This is a genomic window from Paenibacillus lutrae, assembly GCF_009757775.1.
Taxonomy (GTDB): Bacteria; Bacillota; Bacilli; order Paenibacillales; family NBRC-103111; genus Paenibacillus_F; species Paenibacillus_F lutrae.
In genome coordinates this window covers 118824-139301 of record NZ_RHLK01000010.1, presented here as the reverse complement: position 1 = coordinate 139301, position 20478 = coordinate 118824, and the positions used below count along the sequence as shown (strand labels likewise).

Sequence of the window (20478 nt, the reverse complement as noted above, 5' to 3'; positions counted from 1 at the left end):
TCATTTAAAACAAAAGGCTGTCCAATTCATCTTGAGAAAGTTCTATGGTTTCAAAATCTGATGGTGTATATTCGGTATCTTCTTTCTCACAGCAGTGCTGAAGGATCGCTTGTAACCTCTTAACATAGGCTAACAAGAACCCCTCTACTGTTTCATCTTTGAAGCGATTGCGGCTATAGGCTACAGTCAAGCTCAGCTGGCGATTTACTACGAGCGCATTCAGATCGAGAAGAGAAGTCATCTGGTTATCGGGAGATGAATCTGCTCCGCTATCCTCGTTCGAGTACGAAAACCAACTGTTGTTCATTACAGCGTCAAAGTCTCCTAAGTAATTAAAGCGGACAAGTTTATGCTTGCCGTAATCAGTGAAAACACCGGATATGTGCCGGAGTATGCCGAAACCGATGCCATTATTCGGTATCCTGCGAAGCTGCTCTTTAACAGATTTGATTAAGGCGGGCAGTTCATCACAATTTCTGCTCAATTTAACGGGATACATGCTCGTAAACCAGCCAACGGTTCTAGAGATATCAATTAATTCGTCTAATTCCTCACGCCCGTGACCTTCAAGTTCAATCACCGCTTGATCCAGCTTAAAATAGTCATAAATTGTTCCCGCAAGCGCCGCAATCATTAAATCTTTGGGTTCTGTTCCGTATGCGTGATGTGCCTGAAGGAGCAGTTGACTGGTTTCTGCGACTGAGAAATGGTGCGTCAGCGTATGGGCGCTTGCCAGCGTATCTTCGTCACAATCAGCATCCACGGGAATCGTTGCCAAATCACAGACGACCGTCTGCCAGTAGCTCTGCTCCTTAAAGGCTTCTTGCTGATAGGTTTGTAAGAACCGGGCCCAGCTTTGTATGGAATCTGTTTTTAAAGGCAGAGAAGCTTCTGCTCCATTACGCGTGCTAGTCAACATATTCGCCAGATCTTCAAGAAGAATACGCCAAGATATGCCGTCAACTACCAAATGATGAGCGGCTATCAGCAGCTTTTGGCCGCTGCTTCCAAGATCGAAGATGCAGGCTTTGATTAACCTGTCGTCTTCTAAACGCATATCTGCCTTAAGCGATTGTCCCAATTGAGCTATACGTTCAGCCTGCTCTTGAACCGGGTAACCTGAGAGACGGAATACATTGACCTTAATCAGGGCAAGGTCATCCAATTGATTGTTGTAAAACATTTGCCCCTTCTCTGCATCAACATTCATTCTTAACGCATCATGGTGCTGAATAAGTGCCCGAAGAATATGTTCTAACTCAGAGGCATCAATCTCTTGTTTCAGATTCAGAAGCACCGATTGATGATAATGTTCAGGCGAATTAAAATTTTGCTTAAAAAACCAGGATGAAATGGGCGTATTCTCTACGATACCCTCACATTTCTGCTGCTGCAGTGTACGATCCTTGACCCGGGTTTCCAGGAATCTCGCCATGTTCTCGATAATCGGATTAGAGAGGATATCCTTCACTTTGATTGTGCAGCCTGCACTATTCAGCTTTGAAGCAACCTGGATCGCTTTGATGGAATCTCCACCAAGATGATAAAAATTGTTCGTCATCCCAATTCGGTCTATCTGAAGAATTTCTTCAAGTGCGCGCACCAAAAGTTCTTCCTGTTCAGTGCGGCTGGAAATAAATTCAGCAGCAGCCCCGCTGATTATATCGGGTTCGGGAAGCTGGCTCCGATTCACTTTGCCGTTCACATTCAACGGAATCTCGTCCATTTCTACGAAAAAAGACGGCACCATGTATTCGGGCATTGCACGCATTAAATGATTTCTTAAATTTTCAATTGGAATATCGAAATTCAGTACCATGTAGGCACAAAGATATTTGGTTTGATTCTCATGCTCGCGGTCAATGACTACCGCATCTTGTACGGCTTCGTGCTGCAGCAGATGCTTCTCAATCTCAGCAAGTTCGATCCGGTATCCCCGTATCTTGACTTGATGATCGACCCGCCCACAGTATTCTATTCTGCCTGTTGGAAGCCGTTTCGCCAGATCTCCCGTCCGGTACATTCTTCTGCCTGCTTCAAAAGGATTGTCTATGAATCTCTCTGCTGTCAGATCGTCACGATTCAAATATCCTCTTGCAACTCCGTCCCCTGATATGTACATCTCGCCTATTGTACCGACAGGTACGGGATTAAGTCCGGGATCAAGAATATAGATCATGACATTATCCGCAGGTATGCCGATAGGCACGGAAGCTCTATGATCCTGTTCACTCTCATATTTATGAATCATGCAGCCGACCACAGTTTCAGTAGGACCGTATTCGTTATAGATCTCAATTTTTCCGTCAAAACTATCCGTTATACTTTGGGCCAAACTGACTTTGAGGTCTTCACCGCCCACGATAAAGCGCTGAACGGATGAGCTGCGATTATCCATCTCTTTCAGTAAAGTCAAATGTGCAGGAGTAAGCTTGATTATGGTTGCCTCGTTCTCCCTCATAATACGATGCAGGACAAATTCATCCCCGTAATCCCGGTAAACGAGTATCGTTCCCCCGCTAATCAACGGCGTAAAGACGGACGTAACGGTGAGATCAAAAGCTAAAGATGTGTAGAGCGGGAATATTTCCGTGTCCTCGGACACGTACGTAAGCTTCGCCCACCAAATATAATTCGTTAGACCTTGATGCTCGATCATCGTTCCTTTGGGTTTGCCTGTCGAACCCGATGTATAAATCACATAAACAAGATCGTTCTGATTATTTGTAACCGCCAGGTTAGAAGCCTCTGCCATGTAGAGAGCCGGATCATTCAAATGGACGATTTCCAAGGCAACGTCCAAATCGCCGCCCATATCCACGTTGGTGAGTACCAGACCGGCACCCGAGTTCTCCAGCATATACTGAATTCGTTCCTTCGGATAAGAGGGATCAATAGGCAGATAGGCTGCACCCGCCTTTAGTATGCCTAGGATGGCTGCGACGGTTTCTATAGAATGATGTGTCCATAAACCAACTATCGTTTCCTTTGTAACAGCTCTGCTTATCAAGTGACGCGCAAGCTGATTGGCCTTCTCATTAAGCTCTGCGTAAGTCAATTGATCTTGTTCGAAACGGATCGCAACTCGATCCGGTGTACGTTCGACTTGTTCCTCAAACAACCGATAAATTGTTTTATCTTTGGGATAATTCGTTTGCGTCGCGTTAAACGTAACAATCTGCTGGCTCATCTCTGCCGCAGACACAATGCCGATTGTACTCAAGCGAGCTTCCGAATCTTCTAGGATCTGATCGATCAGAATTTGCAGCCGTGAACCCATATCTTCAATCTGCTCTTCCGTGTAGTCATTGATCTTGTAATCTAAATCCAGTGTCAGGCCGCCAGACTCCGACCAATCTTTGATGACCAGCTGAAGTGAGAATAATTGATGCCCGTTATAAAACTCTACATTTTCAATGGATGTACCGTTCATATTCGATGACAGCTTGGTATTGTAGTAATTGACACAAGTTTCAAACAAATTGTTGTAGCCTAGTTTTTTCAGCTCAAGATCCTTAATGAGAAGATCATAGGGATAACGTTGATGAAAATAACATTCCATCAGTTCTTTTTGAATCCGGGTTAATGTATCTGCAACCGTTGCACAATCATCAAGCTTGAACCGAAATGGCATCGTACTTGTGAACATGCCGAAAATGCTTTTTTCTTTTCTGCCCGACCGGTTTAATACGGGTGTTCCTATAACTAAATCACTTTGCTGCGTGGTTTTTTGGATATAAAGGAAGTAAATGAAAACAAAAAAGGTATTCAACGAGATATTGAATGAACTCGCAAAAGTACGGATTCTTGAAGAAAGAAGTGGATCTAATTCGAAGGTTTTCCTTCTGCCGTCTGTACGATCCGAAGTGCTGTACATTAATCCTTCCGGCAGAACGTTGAACTTGTCATTCCAGAATAGTTTGTTCTTAACAAACCTGTCTGATTGTAAATATTTCTGTTCAAGAACTAGATAATCAAAATAAGAAGGGGCAGATTCAGCAATCGTTGCCGTATCTCCCGCCAGAAGCTTCCAATATTCTTCGGCTATTTGATCCGTCAAGATGTGATTGGACCAACCATCGGCAATGATATGATGACATTTGACCAAATAACCGTTGTCACGCTCGGATATTCGAAACATTCCAAAATAATACAAAGGATCAATACCCAAACGGATCGGCTTGGAGGCTTCAAGATTTACCCAATTCTGAAACGCTCCAACAGGATCCTCACAATTGGAAAAATCGTGAAAATCTAATCTCTTGTCCTCGTATGGGACTACATATTGATGAGCTTCACCATGATCTCCGGTAACCTGGATTCTTATGCTGTCGTGTCTTCGGATGAAACTCTGGATAGCTTCCTCCAGCAAACCGAAATCGACTGTATCCTTGATTCGTACAGGTCCACCGATGTTGTATAAGGAGGAATTCGGGTAAATATTCTCAATATACCAAATTCGTTTCTGGGGATGGCTTAAAGGATGTTTAACTGAAGAATTAGATAAAGACGCTGCCGAGACTAGCATTTCTTATGACCTCCATCGTGATTCAGCATCCATTATTATCGACAAAATGTAATATTTAGTAGAATTGTGCAATTGTAATATAAAGATACCAAATGTTACATTAAAGAGTCAACAAAATTATATTAAGATATTATTTGTATCATCCCCCTATTATTCAATAAAAAATAGCCACTTGCTGCCGCAAATGGCCGTTAAAATAGAGGGAATTTATTACTTTTAATTTAATAACTTTTGAAGGATAATTTATCCAGACTTTTGAATTCATATCCATGCTTGTGTGCATAATCAATAATTTTACCCAGAGCTTCCGTGTTATCCTTCGATACGGAATGGAGCAGAATGACAGCACCGGGATGAAGTTGAGCGGTCACTTTCTCATAGGCGTAGTCCCCGCCTTTTTGATCTTTAACATCCCAATCTTTATACGCAACTGACCAATAGACATTGATATAGCCGAGGTCTTTGCTGACCGACAACATCCGTTCACTAAATATCCCTCTAGGTGGTCTCATATAATTCATGGTTTTCTGACCCGTTAAACTTGTCACCTGTTCCTTCAATTTCTCTAACTCCGTTTTTATTTTCTCGTCAGAAATCCGGGTCATATCCGGATGACTCCAGGAATGATTCCCTATAATGTGCCCTTCATTCACCATCCGCTTCACTAGCTCCGGCTGGTCTTCGACGTAATGCCCCGTGATAAAAAAAGCGGCTGGAACCTTTTTTTCCTTAAGAATATCCAATACTTTGACCGTATAACCATTCTCATAACCGTTGTCAAAGGTAAGATAGAGTTCTTTTTGCCTGGTATCGCCTAGGAAGATCGCTTCGTGTTTCTGGAGGAGCTCCTTAAATCCTTCTTCATTAATAGAAGGCAGCTCCCCCTTTTTACTCTTCTTGAATCCGAAATGATGAGGCTGATCTCTTTGTGATGCCCCAGCCGTCATAGAAAACAGGGATACGGTCAACATCATTACAGCCAAAAACGTCACCAAGCGTTTCACACAAATTCCTCCTTCAATCAACAAGTATTGATTTTACTGGTAATATGCCTCCAAAGACGTGATAACATTCTACTCCTCACCAAAAAACCATCACAGAAAATCTGTGATGGCTCATCCGTCCAGGGTGTATTACATACCGGTCGTAAACGGCTTAGTAGGCTATGGCCCAGAAATCTGCATAACTGCTGGTCGATGTCGGGGATCCGTCAACCGTTATGTCTATTGAGAGTTCTCGGCTGCCTCAGTGGTAACCATCCATTTTACACCAAATTTATCCTCAACCTGACCGAATAAAGATCCCCAGAATGCCGGCTGCAGCGGATGCTGGACGTTCCCGTCTTCCGATAACTTGTCAAAAGCTTCATGGGCTTCGCTTTCCGTCCTATACTCCAGGCACAGGTTTATCGCGTTCCCTTGAACTACCGGTTCCCCTATGCTATCGCATATTAAAAAGTTAACTCCCGCCGCCACAAAACTTAAGTTAAGCACTTTGTCTTTCAGTTCTTCTTTCGCCCCCGGAAGCTGTCCGTGAGTCATGACCGATAAGATCTCGCCCCCGAGTGCTCGTGTATAAAATTCCGCTTGAACCACAGCATTCTCCGAAAAAATATAATTAAAAAACTTAGCCATGTTTTATCCATCCTCTCGTATCCTTATTACACTTTGATCCTAACTTGCTCATGAAAGAGCGGTTCGCTTCGATTGCTGATTGAAATGAATGCGATCCACGCCCCTGCTTATTTTTGTTTAATTTTATTAAGAAAATTATTCATCAGCAGAGGCAGCGAGATCAGGATAGGAGGATCGTCTAATCGCGGAACGTGAAGCGTCACTTCCTGATGGGCAACCGGAGCATGCGCAGTCACCGTGATGGGCTCTTTGGAACGGGTACGCAGTGTCCGGTAGGGAAGAAGAAAATCAACGGCTTCCATCTCCCAGGAGACCGATGTAGCCATCAAATAATAAGTTCCGGGTTTAACGTCGGTAAAACTGAATTCACCTAAAGACGAGAGCAAGGTTCCATGAAGCGGAACTCCCTCTGGAATGGGTTTGGCGAATAAGCCGATTAGAATAAAGCCTTCAAACGGGACGGTCGCCTGTACGGTACCTTCAATTCTAGCATTCGGATTTATCTGACAGTCAGATGTTGTCCAATCCGAAAGACTTTGCAGGCAGCGTAAATGACTGTCCGCTTGTTGTACGGAGTTCCGGAAAAGTGAAGGCGTTACGCCTACCCTTTCCGTAAATCGGGTCGTGAATGTCCCCAGGCTTTGCTGACCGATTTCAAGTCCGATATCACGTATAGTTAAATTTGTGCGTAGCAATAAGTCTTTTGCTTTTTGCAGGCGGAGTGACGATATGTAATAGTGTGGGGTTAGCCCGATCTTCTCTTTGAAAATACGGGCAAAGTGGTATGGGCTGTAAGCGGCGAAACGGGCTAATCTGTTGAGTGGAAGCGGTTCATCTATATGCCGATGAATATAGGCGATCACCTCGTCTATTTCTGTATGCAGATCGGTCATTATCCCTTCACCTTTCAAGTGAGCACCTCACGAATCAAACATTGGCATTCCATACGGCGTCCTCAAAACCAGATCAAACGTTCCCATTTATATTACCATAATTTTCATGAAGTGAAAACCATAACATCTTTAAAATCGTACAAAGTCACCCGTTTGAATCCCGATTTAATCGGCTCCTTCATTAAAGAACTGACTATTCCTTTCTTGCGGGGCGTTCCATATAATGTTAACATATAATATTCTTACAGATCACGGTACACCGCTTAATTTTGCATCTTTTCGTAAAAGGGGAATCCTAAATGAGTTTCGGAGTTATTTTCTTCATCCTGATTGGTATTGCCGGAATTATAGTCCTTAAGAACATCTTCAAGCGTAAAAAACGTAAATTATTACCCCATCGTTTGCGCAATGCTCCTCCTGTCCCGGCTCTTGCCGAACCCGGGAATGCTTCTTACGAATTAGCCATCAAGCTCGAAGACGCTATTCCTATGGACTGGGCCAATGCTATCAAAAATCGGGTACTGAGTGAACACTCTGGCATTTCGGAACGCGAGCACGAATGGCGCTGGCTGGAACTGAAGCGTTTTTTTATGATGTGCGCAGTCCTGAAGCAGGTCCCCATGTTCAGCAGCGCCGTCGATGAAATCTGGCATGAGATGTTGATGTACACGCAGGAGTACCAGCGGTTTTCGACTAAGTTTCTCGGACAAATGCTGCATCATTCACCCAGCGGTGAACCATCCAAACCACAGCCCGATGAACGGGCCTGGTTCGATCTTGTCTATGTCGAAATGTTTGGATGGAATCCCTACAGTGAGGCGATCTGGGGAGTCTTCTTCAGGAACCCCCTTCCCCGGGAAGAATTGCATTTATATCGAAATGACAACCTAATGCTCCAGCCGCAAAGCAGATTTAATGCCCGGACTTACGAGCATTTACCTGAGGCACGTAAACTGATTGATTTCCTAAGAAGTTCTTTAAAGTATAGGACAAACTTATCCGTTCAACAATTTTCCGATAAAAAAACAAAAATGAATGACAACCATACGGAAATACTGCTTGCTTCCGCCGTGTTTTTCTCCATTCATAATCCTACAAACTTTGCGGAACAAATGGCCCCCGCCGAAAGTCCGAATCGCAAAGACGGCGCTTCAAATTGTACAGCAGCTTCATCCTGCAGTTCAGGTGGTGACGATTACGACAAGTCAAGCTGTTCGTCGAACAGTTGCAGCGGGTCTTCGTGCAGCAGCAGCTGCGGAAGTGGATGCGGCGGCGGAGACTAGACCAGCAGTTGTATAATCGGACCTCTTCTTGCCAAAATAATAACGGTAAGATATAATAATTATTTTGACCGGTATCCTTTAATGGAACACAGACTTATAAAACTAATGAACGCATAGGAGACAAACATGATTGAAATAAAGGCATCCAAGCTTAGCGATGGCGAGTTCAACCGAGGGGTTTTTGCAACACGGGATATTGCCAAAGGGGAGCTGATTCATGAAGCGCCTGTCATTCCCTACCCGAATGAACAGCATGTTCATATAGAAAAGACTTTGCTCGCAGATTACATGTTCGAATATGGAGCTAACCATACGGCCCTGTTGTTAGGTTACGGGATGTTGTTTAATCACTCCTACACCCCTAACGCCACTTATGATCTTAATTTCGACAACCATACCGTAGACTTTTTTGCATACACGGATATAGCCGCAGGTGATGAGATTCTTATCAACTACAATGGCGAAGAGGATTGCGACGATCCCTTATGGTTCTACGAAGATTATGAAGAAACCAAATAAGAACTTGGTAAGCATGACTGCCAATGTCCCGCAAGGACAAGGTAGTCGTGCTTTTTTCGTTAACAAAAAGCCCATCCAGCCGGTTAGGCCAGACAGGCTTGCAGAACTTCATTAGAATACTTTCGTTGTCCAGGATTCGCAGTTCCATGTTTCTGTAACGACATCGCGATAAAAATCGGGTTCGTGAGAAATCAGTAGGATACTGCCCTTGTATGCTTTAAGAGCACGTTTGAGCTCGTCTTTGGCATCTACATCCAAGTGGTTGGTCGGCTCATCAAGCACGAGCAGATTCGTTTCGTTGTTGATCAGTTTGCACAGACGGACTTTCGCCTTCTCACCGCCGCTGAGTACAGCGATTTTGCTCTCGATATGCTTAGTCGTCAACCCGCATTTGGCTAATGCCGCGCGCACTTCAAACTGTGAATAGGACGGGAACTCTTTCCACACTTCTTCGATGCATGTATTATAATTGGCCTCTTTCATTTCCTGTTCAAAATAACCGATGCTCAAATTCTCCCCGAGCTGTACGGAACCGGACAAAGCCTTGATCTCACCCAGGATACTCTTGAGCAAAGTCGTCTTACCAATGCCGTTAGCACCCACAAGCGCGATTTTCTGCCCCCGCTCCATGCGCAGGTTAAGGGCTCTGGATAACGGCTCTTCATAACCGATCACGAGATCCTTTGCCTCAAAAATCATCTTGCCGGAAGTTCTGGCATCTTTGAAATTGAACTGAGGCTTCGGCTTTTCCTTAGCAAGCTCAATCACATCCATCTTGTCGAGCTTCTTCTGTCTGGACATGGCCATGTTGCGCGTGGCAACACTTGCTTTGTTCCTTGCTACGAAGTCTTTCAGATCCGCAATTTCCTGCTGCTGGCGCTTAAAAGCCGATTCCAGCTGCTGTTTCTTCATTTCATGAACCTGCTGGAAATAGTCATAATCGCCGACATAGCGGTTCAGCTCCTGATTTTCCATATGATAAATCAGGTTGATCACGCTATTAAGGAAAGGAATATCGTGTGAGATGAGAATGAACGCATTCTCGTACTCCTGGAGGTAGCGTCTCAGCCACTCGATATGCTGTTCATCCAGGTAGTTCGTCGGCTCATCGAGGAGCAGAATGTCGGGCTTCTCAAGCAGCAGCTTCGCCAGCAGCACCTTTGTCCGCTGTCCGCCGCTAAGATCGTTAACATCCTTATCCAGACCGATATCGGTGAGACCGAGGCCGCGTGCGGTTTCTTCGATCTTGGCATCGATCATATAGAAGTCTTGATTCGTTAACGTATCTTGAATCGTGCCGACATCCTCCAGCAGCTGCTCAAGCTCCTCCGGAGTTACATCGCCCATTTTGGCGTACATATCGTTCATCTCTTGTTCCATATCGAACAAGTATTGGAAGGCTCCTCTGAGGACATCGCGGATGGTCATGCCTTTGCTCAGCACCGCATGCTGGTCCAGATACCCGACGCGCATACGTTTGGACCACTCGATCTTGCCGTCATCCGGCTGAAGTTTGCCCGTAATGATGTTCATGAAGGTGGACTTGCCTTCTCCGTTAGCGCCAATCAGTCCGATATGCTCGCCTTTGAGCAGGCGGAAGGATACGTCATTGAAGATAGCGCGGTCTCCAAAGCCGTGGCTCAGTCTTTCTACATTTAATATGCTCATGAATGACACCTTTTCTTTTATACTTTTTACTCGTTTTATTATAAGCGTTACAGGGGGAACAACTCAACGTGAGAAACAAAATTATAACACAAATCAATCAAAATGTTCGGCGGTATGCGGCGCTGTTCTCATCCTAATAAAAGCCAGTATTTATCCGCTCGGGAAAATACTGGCTTATCCTGAATAGATGTGTATCTGGCACGATTGCAAAATTTCGCTAGGTGCGCCGGAATTGCTCCAATAAATAGCGCAGTTCCGCATCATGGTGCTCCGCTTGCTCATTGCCCATTTTCACGATACGGATTTGTACAGGGTCTTGCGGGTTGTCGTCAATAAAAATCAGTTGGTTCATATCCTTCACTTTAACGTTGAAGCCGCATTCCTTCAGGAAAGACTGAATATCGTTAACGGACGGGGGATTTTTACCTTCTGTGAATACCAATCCCTTTAAGTTTCTTTCTTCCCCCTTCTGATTCAGATGATCTACACGAAATAAAAAGTTCCATTCCATTTCAAAGTGCCCCTCTCATCGTGATGAACTTGACTTGCAAAGGATGGAGACATGCTGCGGATAATTGGATCTGTATTTAATACCCTTATTCTACTCACAACCCAATTCGAAATTCAACTCTAAATACAGAGGCTTGTTCTGTGAAATCGCTTCATTCATAAAATGAAGGAAATTTGTCATGACTCCTTTTTGCCGTTCTGCCTGTAAAAAAAGCTCTGTCCGCATTCTATGCGGGCAGAGCCGTTATTCCTTAGTTTCCTGGTTACAGCATGTAGCCCAAATCGGAAACCGGAGTAGGGTAAGCGGTTTTCATTTTCTTAAGATCTTGAACCGTTAAATTAAACTGAATAGCCGCGGCAAAATGGTTAATCAGCTCATCCGCTTCATCACTGATTAAATGTGCACCTAGTATCTTCCCGCTCTCTTTATCGATAATCACTTTTGCCATCGTATGCTTCTCATTCGTCCGTCTATATGTGTACCATTCGGAAGTGTCCATTTTGTTAATGGTAACCGGACGCCCGAGTTCTTTAGCTTGGTGCTCGGATAGTCCGACAGAAGCCAGCTTGGGAATGGTGAACACAACAGTAGGCATTACCTTATAATCCGGTACCTCCTCATTGCCGTTCAACAGGTTCTTCCCTGCGGCCTGTGATTCCATACTCGCCACAGGGGTTAGAGGAAGACCGTCCGTCGATGCGGCATCTCCGGCAGCATAAACGTTGGGATTAGAGGTACTTTGAAGGTACTCGTTGACCACAACTCCTTTTTTATCCCGCTCGACCTTCCCCTTATCGAGATCCAAACCGTCCAGATCCGGAATCCTCCCGGCTCCATGAACAACTAAGCCGCATTCCCATTGCTCCGTCTGCCCGTTACGAATCCCTTTGACAAGATAGCCGGAGCCTTTCTTCTCGACCGATTTCACATCCGTATTCAAATGGAGACGGATAGCGATTTCCTCCGATTTTTGAAGGAGTACATCAACCAGTTCGGGATCAAAGCCGGCAAGAGGTCTCTCGCTTCTATGAATGATATGCACTTCAGCGCCCGCTCTTGCTGCAATGTGCGCGAATTCAAATGAAATATAACCGCCGCCGATAAATACGAGCTTCTTCGGCAGGTCATCCAGTTCCATGAAGCCGTCACTATAGGTCAAATGTTCGGCGCCATCGATCGGAAGAGGAGCGGGCTTGGCCCCGGCTGCAATTAAGAACTTGCGGCCATGGAGGATATTCTCACCAACTTGAATCCGGTCTTCACTGACAAAAGAAGCTTTGCCGTGAAACGTATGGATCCCTTGTTCCTTAAACCTCTTTTCACTGCTTTCAGGCATTTGCTCCGTAAAAGTCCGTTTAAATGCCATCAAATCCGGCCAATTAATCGAAAATTCTCCGCTGATCCCTTTTCCTTTCATCCGCTGGGCCCGTTCTATAATTTCGGCTGCTCCGACTAATACTTTTTTGGGATCACATCCTCTAAGTGCACAAGTCCCTCCAAAGGGACGGGAGTCGACCATAGCTACTTTCCAGCCTGCTTTATTACACATAGAGGCCGCGGAGGATGCTCCGGAACCTGTACCGATTACAATAAGATCATAATTGTGTTCAGTTGTCATCGTGTCCACTCCTTACATGAAATCTTTCATGAATATCTATATAAATTAACCTGCAGAGCAGACTGCCAAACTTGGACGAATTTCCATTTGCTCCGCCCATAAGAAAAACCACTGGTTTCCCAGTGGTTCCGGATGACTCTAATAGGGTCTCAGACCTTCTAAAGGAGACGCTTAGCAAAAAATACTTCTCCGATTCCCCCTTCATTAATCCCGTTAATAATCCCGCACTCCTGAAACCCCATTCTCCGGTGCCACTCCTGAGGCTCTGCTTCATTTACTTGAGACGAGCTATAGAGAACGTCAATTCCTTTACCGCGAAATTCTTCTTCTGCAAAACCTAACAGAGCTCTCCCAATTCCTTGATTGCGCAGCTCATTGTCAACCTTAATAAGACCTATATAGGGATATTTGGACCATAGATACTCTAATCTCAAGTAACCGACTACTCCTGTATGATTCTCGGCCACTATAATTTCCCCGTTATTCAGCTTCCATTCCAGTATTCTTCTCTGAACACCCGGATCTCTACTTGCTATGATCTCTACCTCTTCGATCCTACCGGATCTAACCATCAGCTTCATCTAATCCCTCGCAGTAGCTATAGCTTCTTAATCATATGAATATCAAGTGGTTCTTTGACAAAAAGCTCCTCATCCACCGTATCTGTGATTTCACTTCCATTACTTCTATAAAATGAAACAGCTGATCGGGTTTCTGTAGAAGAGATATAAAGATACTTCGCACCTTTTTTCTGCGCTTCCGTACTGATCTCCTTCATAATTCGGGTCCCGATTCCCTGTCTTCTATATTTCCTTGATACATACATTAAATCCACTTGAAGCTGATCTTGTTTAGCGCCCCGGAATTTATGAGCGAGTACACCAAACCCTACCAGCGTGTCTCCGTCAAATGCTCCTACAGCCATACCGCCATGTTCCAGCTCAAAGCGAAATCTATTTTCAAGCTCGATCAACATATCATGAGTCCAGCTTGGGCACTCGTGGTTAGCTTCTATGGTGCTGAGCTTGCCATCACGCATTTCGTAAATAAGATCAATCGCTTCCGAGCGATCAATTTCTTTAAGTTTGCAGGCTTGATCTACCGTCATGAATTGATAGGTAATCATCTGTTTTCTCCTTACTAGTCCGCGCCATACGGAATTCTTACAATATATTAAAATCAGTCACCAGCGATACAATTTGCCCATCGCCATCGATTCCCCAGTAAGAAGCATAATACCCGTCACCGTATCCGGATCTAAACATAATTACATTGAGCGCAGAGTCCTCATCAACGATAAGGGAACCCCAGTCGTCGTCATGCTCAGTCAACACATCATCAATCAGGTTATCGTAGAGGCTGATAAATTCTTCCCCGAGCTCCCGCATTAATGTAGCTTCTAGTTCGTCCAGCTTAAGAATCGCTTCCTCATCCGCGAAGCAGCCCAGCCCCGTATCCACAGGATAACCGTATAGGCTTCCTTCCTCCAACTCGCTTAAGTTCTGACCTGGCTTTACAGCCATTTCCCAGCGAACCGGCTTCGAATCGGATAACTTCAGTTCGGCAACGGCGATCCGTTCTTCTGCGGTATGCCGCCATATAGCAACCGGATAGGTGCCCGGCTGAATCGTCTTTCCAAACGGGCTGGCTTGAGCAAGCAGCGGGTCGCAGGCAACCACTTTACCCGAAGTAATTTTTAAGTGATCAATTATTTCAGAACGGAGCACTCCATCAGCAGAATCGGATAATTGATCTAATAATTTTGTCATATCTGTTACGCCCTCCCTTAGTCTCAGAATTTCTTGACGAATCTATATCCCGTGATATCAAAACCTCTTTTTTTATAAAATGTATGGGCGTTATGTCGCTCTTCCGATGTTCCACTTATCAGATATATAAATTTCGACCCTTGTTGTTGCGCCCAATCCTCAATAAAATCAAGGAGCGCTCGCCCAATGCCCTGCCCCTGGTATTCCTTTTTCGTTACGAGAGAGGCGATTTGAGTTTTAAGCAGATTACTCGTATAGGTAAGATTAAGGCGCACTCCGATCATTCCGACTACTTTATCGTCCAGGACCGCTACAAATGTATAAAAATACGGATTCAATTCTATTAATTCCATTCGCTTCTGCATGTCTTCTACTGATGTAGGCGAGCCCAGATCGGTCATCAAAGCGGTCATTTCATTCAGATCTTTTCGGTCATACGGACGAATTCGAATCATACCAAGTCCCCATAGATGAAATAATTTATGTATCAGCCGTACTAGCCCTTTCGTTGAGTTAAGACTTTACTTCTAATTCATTATTATAGCACTATATTTTTGGGAATTATTCTTAATTCCCTTATCATTCTTTTGAAAAATACATATAATGTTCACGAATACTCTATTTACAAAAATTTATTTTTATGTTATAATATAGGTTTTCCCATATTGATATCCTCCGGTTATTTGGTACTATAATCTTGTGAATTCAAGAAACCTTATCACGAGATGTAAGTTACCTAGAGGAGGACCTGTCATGCCCCAGGAGCAAGGAATTAGAATGCTTAGCATTACTGCGGAAGTCATGGGTAGAACCGAAACGATTCACCCCACGATTATGTGGGACCGCAACGAGCTGGTATTAGTAGATACGGCCTACCCCGGACAATTTCCTCTACTCTCTCATGCAATAGCAAGCACGGGTTTATCCATGGAGAGACTGAGCAAAGTCATCATTTCGCATCAGGATTTGGACCATATCGGCAGTTTACCTGCTATTACAGAACAATTTCCAGACGTCGAAGTCATCGCAAGCGCAATGGATCAACCTTATATACAAGGGGACCAAAGGCTGTTAAAACTAACTCCCGATGCGATAGCCGAAGCCGTAAACTCTTTGCCGGAAGGAGTTCCGGATGAGTGGAAGTCAGCATTCAAACATACCCTTGAGAATCCCCCCAAAGCTCATGTACATACAACCGTCGCTAACGAGGAGGAGCTTCCGGTCTGCGGCGGGATTATTATCATCCACACACCCGGACACACTCCCGGGCATCTTAGTCTGTATCACAAGCCGAGCAGAACTCTTATTGCCGCTGACGCTCTAATCGTGGATCAGGGTGAATTAGCTGCCCCGGACCCTCTATATTGTCATGACTTCGAATTAGCTAACACATCCATACAGCAATTCTTGAACTACGATATCCGTCAGGTGATTTGTTTCCATGGAGGCCTGTATGATCGGGATTGCAATAAACGTATAGCGGAATTAGCAGAAAAATCAGCTGACTCAGGCACCTAGTTGTCTTCTATCGTCCTTCATAATCATAAACAGGCTTAAATGACCCGCACCTTCATTGCCAGTTAACTCTAGTAAGAGGGTGCAGGCCACATTGAGCCTGTTTGCATGTTACTTATGAATTAACCACTAACGCTTACCATTCCGCTGAGCATCAGCAAAACAGCCTTATACATTCCAGTTAGCCAGCATACCTCTTGCCATCTCCATATTGCTTTCTGTTCCGGTAACAAGAGCAAACTTAGCTACAATCGCCGGATAAGCAGCCCACTGCTCCGCAATATGCTCGTGCATACGCGGCCATACTTTCCCCCCTGCTTTCTCGTAGCGTTCTAACAAGTCGCGCAGCCCTTCCTCGCCAAACAAAGCAAAGTAAATGACAAAGTCTTTACCCGGATCGGCGATTTCCGCCTCCGTCCAATCCAGAAATCCCGTTACACGATGGGTCTCATCCACAAGGATATGGGGAGGATGCAGATCACCGTGGTTCAGCACCGAGTGCCCGGGCCAATAGGAATCTGTTGACAACCATGCCGTCCACCGCTCATACAGCTTAGCCGGAATTGTAAACTCGCTCTTGACCTCTGCAATATTGTCGGCAAAAGCCTGTCGGGCTTCCTGAGGAGTCTTGATACGAATGCCCGCTTCAACAGCAGTTTTATGATCAACGCCATGCAGACCCGATAAAGCTTCCGCAAGCGAATCGAAGAAAATATGGTTCAGCGAATGCTGTTCGTACAACCAGGAATAACCGCCGCCCGCCGGATCGACAGTCGCTACAGGATTCCCTTTTACAAGCAGATAAGCGATAAGCTCCGGAGTGAAAATACGCCAGTCCGGCACCTCAATCGGCACATACTGCCTCACTAACTTCAGGACCTTGTGCTCGTTTTCTGCACGTTCCCATACATCGGCGCGTCTTGGCTTGCGCAGCACCCAAACGGTACCAGCGGCATCCGCAGCGAATACGACGAGGAAATCCATCCCCGATTCGTTCAGTTCTACATTCTCGGGGCTTAGTTTCAGTCCATGCACATTAGCTGAGGCTAACATGGCTTGTATCGTCGTTTGATGTCCGTTCGAGGGAAAATTTGTCATTGACCCACACACTCCTCTTCTAAAAACAAATTAAAAAACACAGACATGCTGCTGCCTGTGTTCTCGTAATCGGAAAAGGACCGTCCCATAAATCGTATCATAAGCGAATAAAAGTAAACGAAAGCTTCCGTATTATCCGGGCAAGCTCTTTACTTATAAGCCTATGAATCATTAGGGGTATCCGTGGATAGACATACCAAACCCGATTACTCTGCACAGACAGAGCTTAAGCAAGCGGCAATTAGCTGCATGACTTTCTCAATCGGGAATAATCTATCACACGTAACCCTCCGTTCTCTTCAAGTACTACTATTCTAGCATGGCCGGTTTAGGCCTGCAACCTCAAAACGGCTCCCGCATACGTTACGCTTATCCCTTGAAAGCAGACATAAATTTTAAATACTGGCTGACGCCGCTCAGCCCCTCTTGCTCCAGCACTTTGAGCAGTTGTGTTCCGATGATAGCAATATCGCATTTTCCTTGCAGGAATTGTAAATCCTCGCCGCTCTGGATGCCAAATCCGACTGCAATCGGTATTGTAGAGGCATTACGAACGCGGTTCAGAAATCCCTCCGTCTCCGTACCGAATGAAGTTTTCGCCCCGGTTACTCCTTTGCGTGCAGCACAGTATATAAAGCCTTGCGTTTGTTCTGATAAATAAGCAAGCCGGCTGTCAGTCGTATACGGTGTCGCGATCTGAATCGGGGCTACCTTGTACTTGCTGCAAGCCTCCATGAACGGACTGCTCTCCTCCGGATAAGCATCCGGTACAATCAGGCCTTCAATGCCGATATCCGCACATTCTTTGACAAATCGGTCTATTCCGTATTGAAAGATAACATTGTAGTAGGTCATAAACAAGAAGATCATATCGGGAAATTCCGAAGCCACTCGCCTGGCAAAATTCATGCACTGCTGGGTTGTGGTTCCGTTTATGAGAGAAGCTTGATTAGCTTGTAAGAATACCGGGCCATCGGCGATAGGCTCAGAGAAAGGCAGCTGAAGCTCCACAAGTTCAACGCCATTTTCATGAAACAAACGAATCATCTCGTAATTAGTATCAAAGTCGGGATAACCAAGAATCTGATGCGTCATCATCTGCAACGGATTCTGGGACCGTTTTTTAATAACCCGGTCAGCGAGACTGAGTTTCAAATTGTCTGTTTTTTCGATGGATAAAGGCTTTCCATTCCTCATCATTCAATCCCTCCGCTATATTAAAGATATCTTTGTCGCCGCGTCCAGACATATTAATCATGATAATATCCGTTTTGGAGGATTCGGCAATGTCTTGAAAAGCTCCCGCAAATGCATGTGTGGATTCCAACGCAGGAATGAGTCCTTCGGTTTTCATAACGATCTTCAGCGCTTCAATCACCTCAGTATCAGTCGCAGCTGAGAACTGAACCCTGCCGCGCTGGGCCAAATCAGCCAATATCGGCGACACACCCACGTAATCCAAACCGGCCGCGATGCTGAATGTATCGTTCATCTGCCCGTCGTTATTTTGCAGGAAAAGAGTTTTATAGCCTTGAGCTACGCCCGGCTTTCCTTCTCCATACGCAATGCGTGAAGCGTGCCTGCCGGATTCTTTTCCCTGTCCGCCGGCCTCGACACCAATTAGTGTCACATCTTCATCCGTATAGAAGGCCTGGAAGACGCCTAGTGCATTGGAGCCACCGCCCACACAAGCATAAACACGAGCCGGCAGCCGGTCAGCCGCACGCAAGATCTGCTCCCTGGCTTCAATCCCGATCACGGACTGAAAATACGACACAATCGCAGGAAAGGGATGCGCGCCCGAAGCCGTTCCCAGAATGTAGTGAGTGGTTTCAAAGCTGGACACCCAATCTCTCAGCGTTTCATTTATCGCATCTTTTAAGGTCTGAGAACCGTAATCGACCGCTACGACCTCAGCCCCTAATCTTTTCATCCAAAAGACGTTCGCATATTGCCGCTCCATATCCTCGCGTCCCATATAAATCGTCGCCGATAGCCCCAACTTGGCCGCAGCCGTAGCGGTAGCCACCCCGTGCTGTCCTGCTCCGGTCTCTGCAATAACCCTCGTTTTGCCCATCTTCTTGGCAAGCAGGGCTTGGCCCAGCGCATTATTCAATTTGTGGGCTCCCGTATGATTGAGATCTTCACGCTTAATATAAATTTGCGCACGGCCAAAATACTCGGTCAGCCTATCCGCATAAGTGAGCGGCGTAGGCCGCCCGGAATAACCTGCCAGCAGCGTACAATATTGCTGCCAGAATGAATCATCCTGCTGAATCGCTTGGAACTGCTCCTTGATCTCTTCAAAAGCAGGAACTAATATTTCGGGTATAAACATACCGCCGTAATCCCCGTAGTAGCCATTCTCCGTTGCCATCGTACGGGCTGCGGCAGGGATAGACTGCACTGCCTCATTCTTGTCTGACATATAAACGCCTCTCCTTCTCCATTGTTTGATCTATGAGGATGAAACGATCTCGCGCGCCACAACCGTATCGGTTACCAGAATATCGACCCATTTGCCGCGTAAAGCTGCTGTCACGGCCTCGATTTTCCCGGTACCGCCTGCGATCCCTATAACCGCCGGTATACCGCGAAGTTCCCGTGTTGTCATGCCGATCATCCTGTTGCTCCCGGGAAAAGAAATTTCCTGTCCATCCCGATCCAAAAAGGAAGCGCATAAATTGGCAACCGCGCCTCGTTCTTGCAAATCCATGACTTCATCCGGCCTGAAACTTCCGGAGGTCACCATGGTTGCTTGTTCACTCATTTCACCAATACTGACAATCGCTACACGGCAGTTCCGGGCCAGCTTTAGAACCTTGGCAATCTCCGGTTCTTCACGTAAAAGCAGCCCTGTTTCCTCACTGGCTACCACTGCGGGTGCGTGAATAATCGAATATTTTGCTTTTAATTTGTTGGCGAACGCTGTAGCGTTGGAGTTCGCATGACACGATTCACCATCGGACCCCCAACCCCCTACCAGGGGAACAAAATGTAGTCCGTCCACTGGGAAATAATCCAATTCCTCGGCAACATGCCTTATCGTCCGTCCTGCCATAACCCCTACGATATCGCCGTCTTTCAACACGGATTCTAACAAGGGAGCGCTCGCACGACCTAGTAAAGTATGCAGCCGGGAAGCATGAGTGTCGGATGAATCGACGACCAGTGCATCCTGGATGCCGAATTTCTTAATAATTAATTTCTCAAGTTCCTGCTCTGCAGAAAACGGATTTTGAATCGAAATGCGCACAATGCCTTCATTCTTGGCTGCAGTTAACATCCGGCTAACATGCGGCCTGGAAATCCCCAGACGCTTGGCAATGTCCAATTGATTCAGCCCGTCTTCATAATAAAGCTGGCAGAGTTTGACCAACAAACGGAGGCGATCCCGATTCTTTTCTGGCATACAGTTCACGATCCTCCTATTTAGATATGT

The 20478-nt window shown here is 45.6% G+C and carries 18 protein-coding genes; 3 read left to right on the top strand and 15 right to left on the bottom strand.

From position 1 onward, the window contains the following. Positions 1-4 precede the first annotated feature (4 nt). The 4 genes from EDM21_RS17035 to EDM21_RS17020 form a co-directional block, all read right to left on the bottom strand. Positions 5-4528: a non-ribosomal peptide synthetase gene (locus EDM21_RS17035; RefSeq protein WP_157337378.1), complete on the bottom strand. Its 4524-nt coding sequence runs from the start codon at positions 4526-4528 to the stop codon at positions 5-7. A gap of 221 nt (positions 4529-4749) precedes the next feature. After that, on the bottom strand, positions 4750-5502 hold the full coding sequence (gene pdaA / locus EDM21_RS17030) for a delta-lactam-biosynthetic de-N-acetylase (RefSeq protein WP_157337446.1): 753 nt from the start codon (positions 5500-5502) through the stop codon (positions 4750-4752). Between the two features lie 249 nt (positions 5503-5751). Next, on the bottom strand, positions 5752-6162 hold the full coding sequence (locus EDM21_RS17025) for a VOC family protein (protein ID WP_157337375.1): 411 nt from the start codon (positions 6160-6162) through the stop codon (positions 5752-5754). 107 nt (positions 6163-6269) lie between these two features. Continuing rightward, positions 6270-7055: a helix-turn-helix domain-containing protein gene (locus tag EDM21_RS17020; RefSeq protein WP_157337373.1), complete on the bottom strand. Its 786-nt coding sequence runs from the start codon at positions 7053-7055 to the stop codon at positions 6270-6272. Between the two features lie 299 nt (positions 7056-7354). Here EDM21_RS17020 and EDM21_RS17015 point away from each other — a divergent pair, with 299 nt between their 5' ends. Together EDM21_RS17015 and EDM21_RS17010 are read left to right on the top strand one after the other, a co-directional pair. Continuing rightward, the gene (locus tag EDM21_RS17015; RefSeq protein ID WP_157337371.1) at positions 7355-8338 is read left to right on the top strand and encodes a glycine-rich domain-containing protein; all 984 of its coding nucleotides are present in this window, start codon (positions 7355-7357) and stop codon (positions 8336-8338) included. A gap of 126 nt (positions 8339-8464) precedes the next feature. After that, positions 8465-8857, top strand: a complete 393-nt coding sequence (locus tag EDM21_RS17010; RefSeq protein ID WP_068774881.1) for an SET domain-containing protein — start codon at positions 8465-8467, stop codon at positions 8855-8857. A 111-nt stretch (positions 8858-8968) separates the two neighbouring features. Here EDM21_RS17010 and EDM21_RS17005 read toward each other — a convergent pair whose 3' ends face one another. The 7 genes from EDM21_RS17005 to EDM21_RS16975 all read right to left on the bottom strand — a co-directional run bounded on the left by EDM21_RS17005 (position 8969) and on the right by EDM21_RS16975 (position 14878). After that, positions 8969-10525 (bottom strand): ABC-F family ATP-binding cassette domain-containing protein, encoded by a 1557-nt coding sequence (locus EDM21_RS17005; protein WP_157337369.1) that lies wholly within the window; start codon positions 10523-10525, stop codon positions 8969-8971. Positions 10526-10742: 217 nt separating this feature from the next. Further along, positions 10743-11036 carry a hypothetical protein gene (locus tag EDM21_RS17000; protein WP_068774879.1) on the bottom strand — a complete coding sequence of 98 codons (294 nt, stop codon included), beginning with the start codon at positions 11034-11036 and terminating at the stop codon, positions 10743-10745. Positions 11037-11298: 262 nt separating this feature from the next. Continuing rightward, positions 11299-12654, bottom strand: a complete 1356-nt coding sequence (locus EDM21_RS16995; RefSeq protein WP_157337368.1) for a dihydrolipoyl dehydrogenase family protein — start codon at positions 12652-12654, stop codon at positions 11299-11301. A 158-nt stretch (positions 12655-12812) separates the two neighbouring features. After that, the gene (locus EDM21_RS16990) at positions 12813-13235 is read right to left on the bottom strand and encodes a GNAT family N-acetyltransferase (protein WP_157337366.1); all 423 of its coding nucleotides are present in this window, start codon (positions 13233-13235) and stop codon (positions 12813-12815) included. A gap of 17 nt (positions 13236-13252) precedes the next feature. Next, positions 13253-13780 (bottom strand): GNAT family N-acetyltransferase, encoded by a 528-nt coding sequence (locus tag EDM21_RS16985; RefSeq protein WP_157337364.1) that lies wholly within the window; start codon positions 13778-13780, stop codon positions 13253-13255. A gap of 37 nt (positions 13781-13817) precedes the next feature. Further along, on the bottom strand, positions 13818-14423 hold the full coding sequence (locus EDM21_RS16980) for a DUF4241 domain-containing protein (RefSeq protein ID WP_157337363.1): 606 nt from the start codon (positions 14421-14423) through the stop codon (positions 13818-13820). 23 nt (positions 14424-14446) lie between these two features. Then, positions 14447-14878, bottom strand: a complete 432-nt coding sequence (locus EDM21_RS16975) for a GNAT family N-acetyltransferase (protein ID WP_157337361.1) — start codon at positions 14876-14878, stop codon at positions 14447-14449. A 298-nt stretch (positions 14879-15176) separates the two neighbouring features. On the opposite strand from EDM21_RS16975, the gene EDM21_RS16970 reads away from it, so the two are divergent. Beyond that, entirely contained in the window at positions 15177-15941 is a 765-nt protein-coding gene (locus EDM21_RS16970; protein WP_157337359.1) for an MBL fold metallo-hydrolase, read from the top strand. A 165-nt stretch (positions 15942-16106) separates the two neighbouring features. Here EDM21_RS16970 and EDM21_RS16965 read toward each other — a convergent pair whose 3' ends face one another. From EDM21_RS16965 to EDM21_RS16950, 4 genes are all read right to left on the bottom strand, one after another. After that, complete coding sequence (locus EDM21_RS16965) at positions 16107-17036, bottom strand: macrolide 2'-phosphotransferase (RefSeq protein ID WP_157337357.1); 930 nt, start codon at positions 17034-17036, stop codon at positions 16107-16109. A gap of 369 nt (positions 17037-17405) precedes the next feature. After that, positions 17406-18236 (bottom strand): tryptophan synthase subunit alpha, encoded by an 831-nt coding sequence (gene trpA / locus EDM21_RS16960; protein WP_235918242.1) that lies wholly within the window; start codon positions 18234-18236, stop codon positions 17406-17408. Further along, on the bottom strand, positions 18172-19464 hold the full coding sequence (gene trpB / locus EDM21_RS16955; protein ID WP_235918241.1) for a tryptophan synthase subunit beta: 1293 nt from the start codon (positions 19462-19464) through the stop codon (positions 18172-18174). Before trpB ends, trpA begins: the two co-directional genes overlap by 65 nt. A 30-nt stretch (positions 19465-19494) precedes the next feature. After that, a complete protein-coding gene (locus EDM21_RS16950) occupies positions 19495-20448 on the bottom strand; it encodes a sugar-binding transcriptional regulator (protein ID WP_157337355.1) in 954 nt (317 codons plus the stop codon). Positions 20449-20478: the final 30 nt, after the last annotated feature.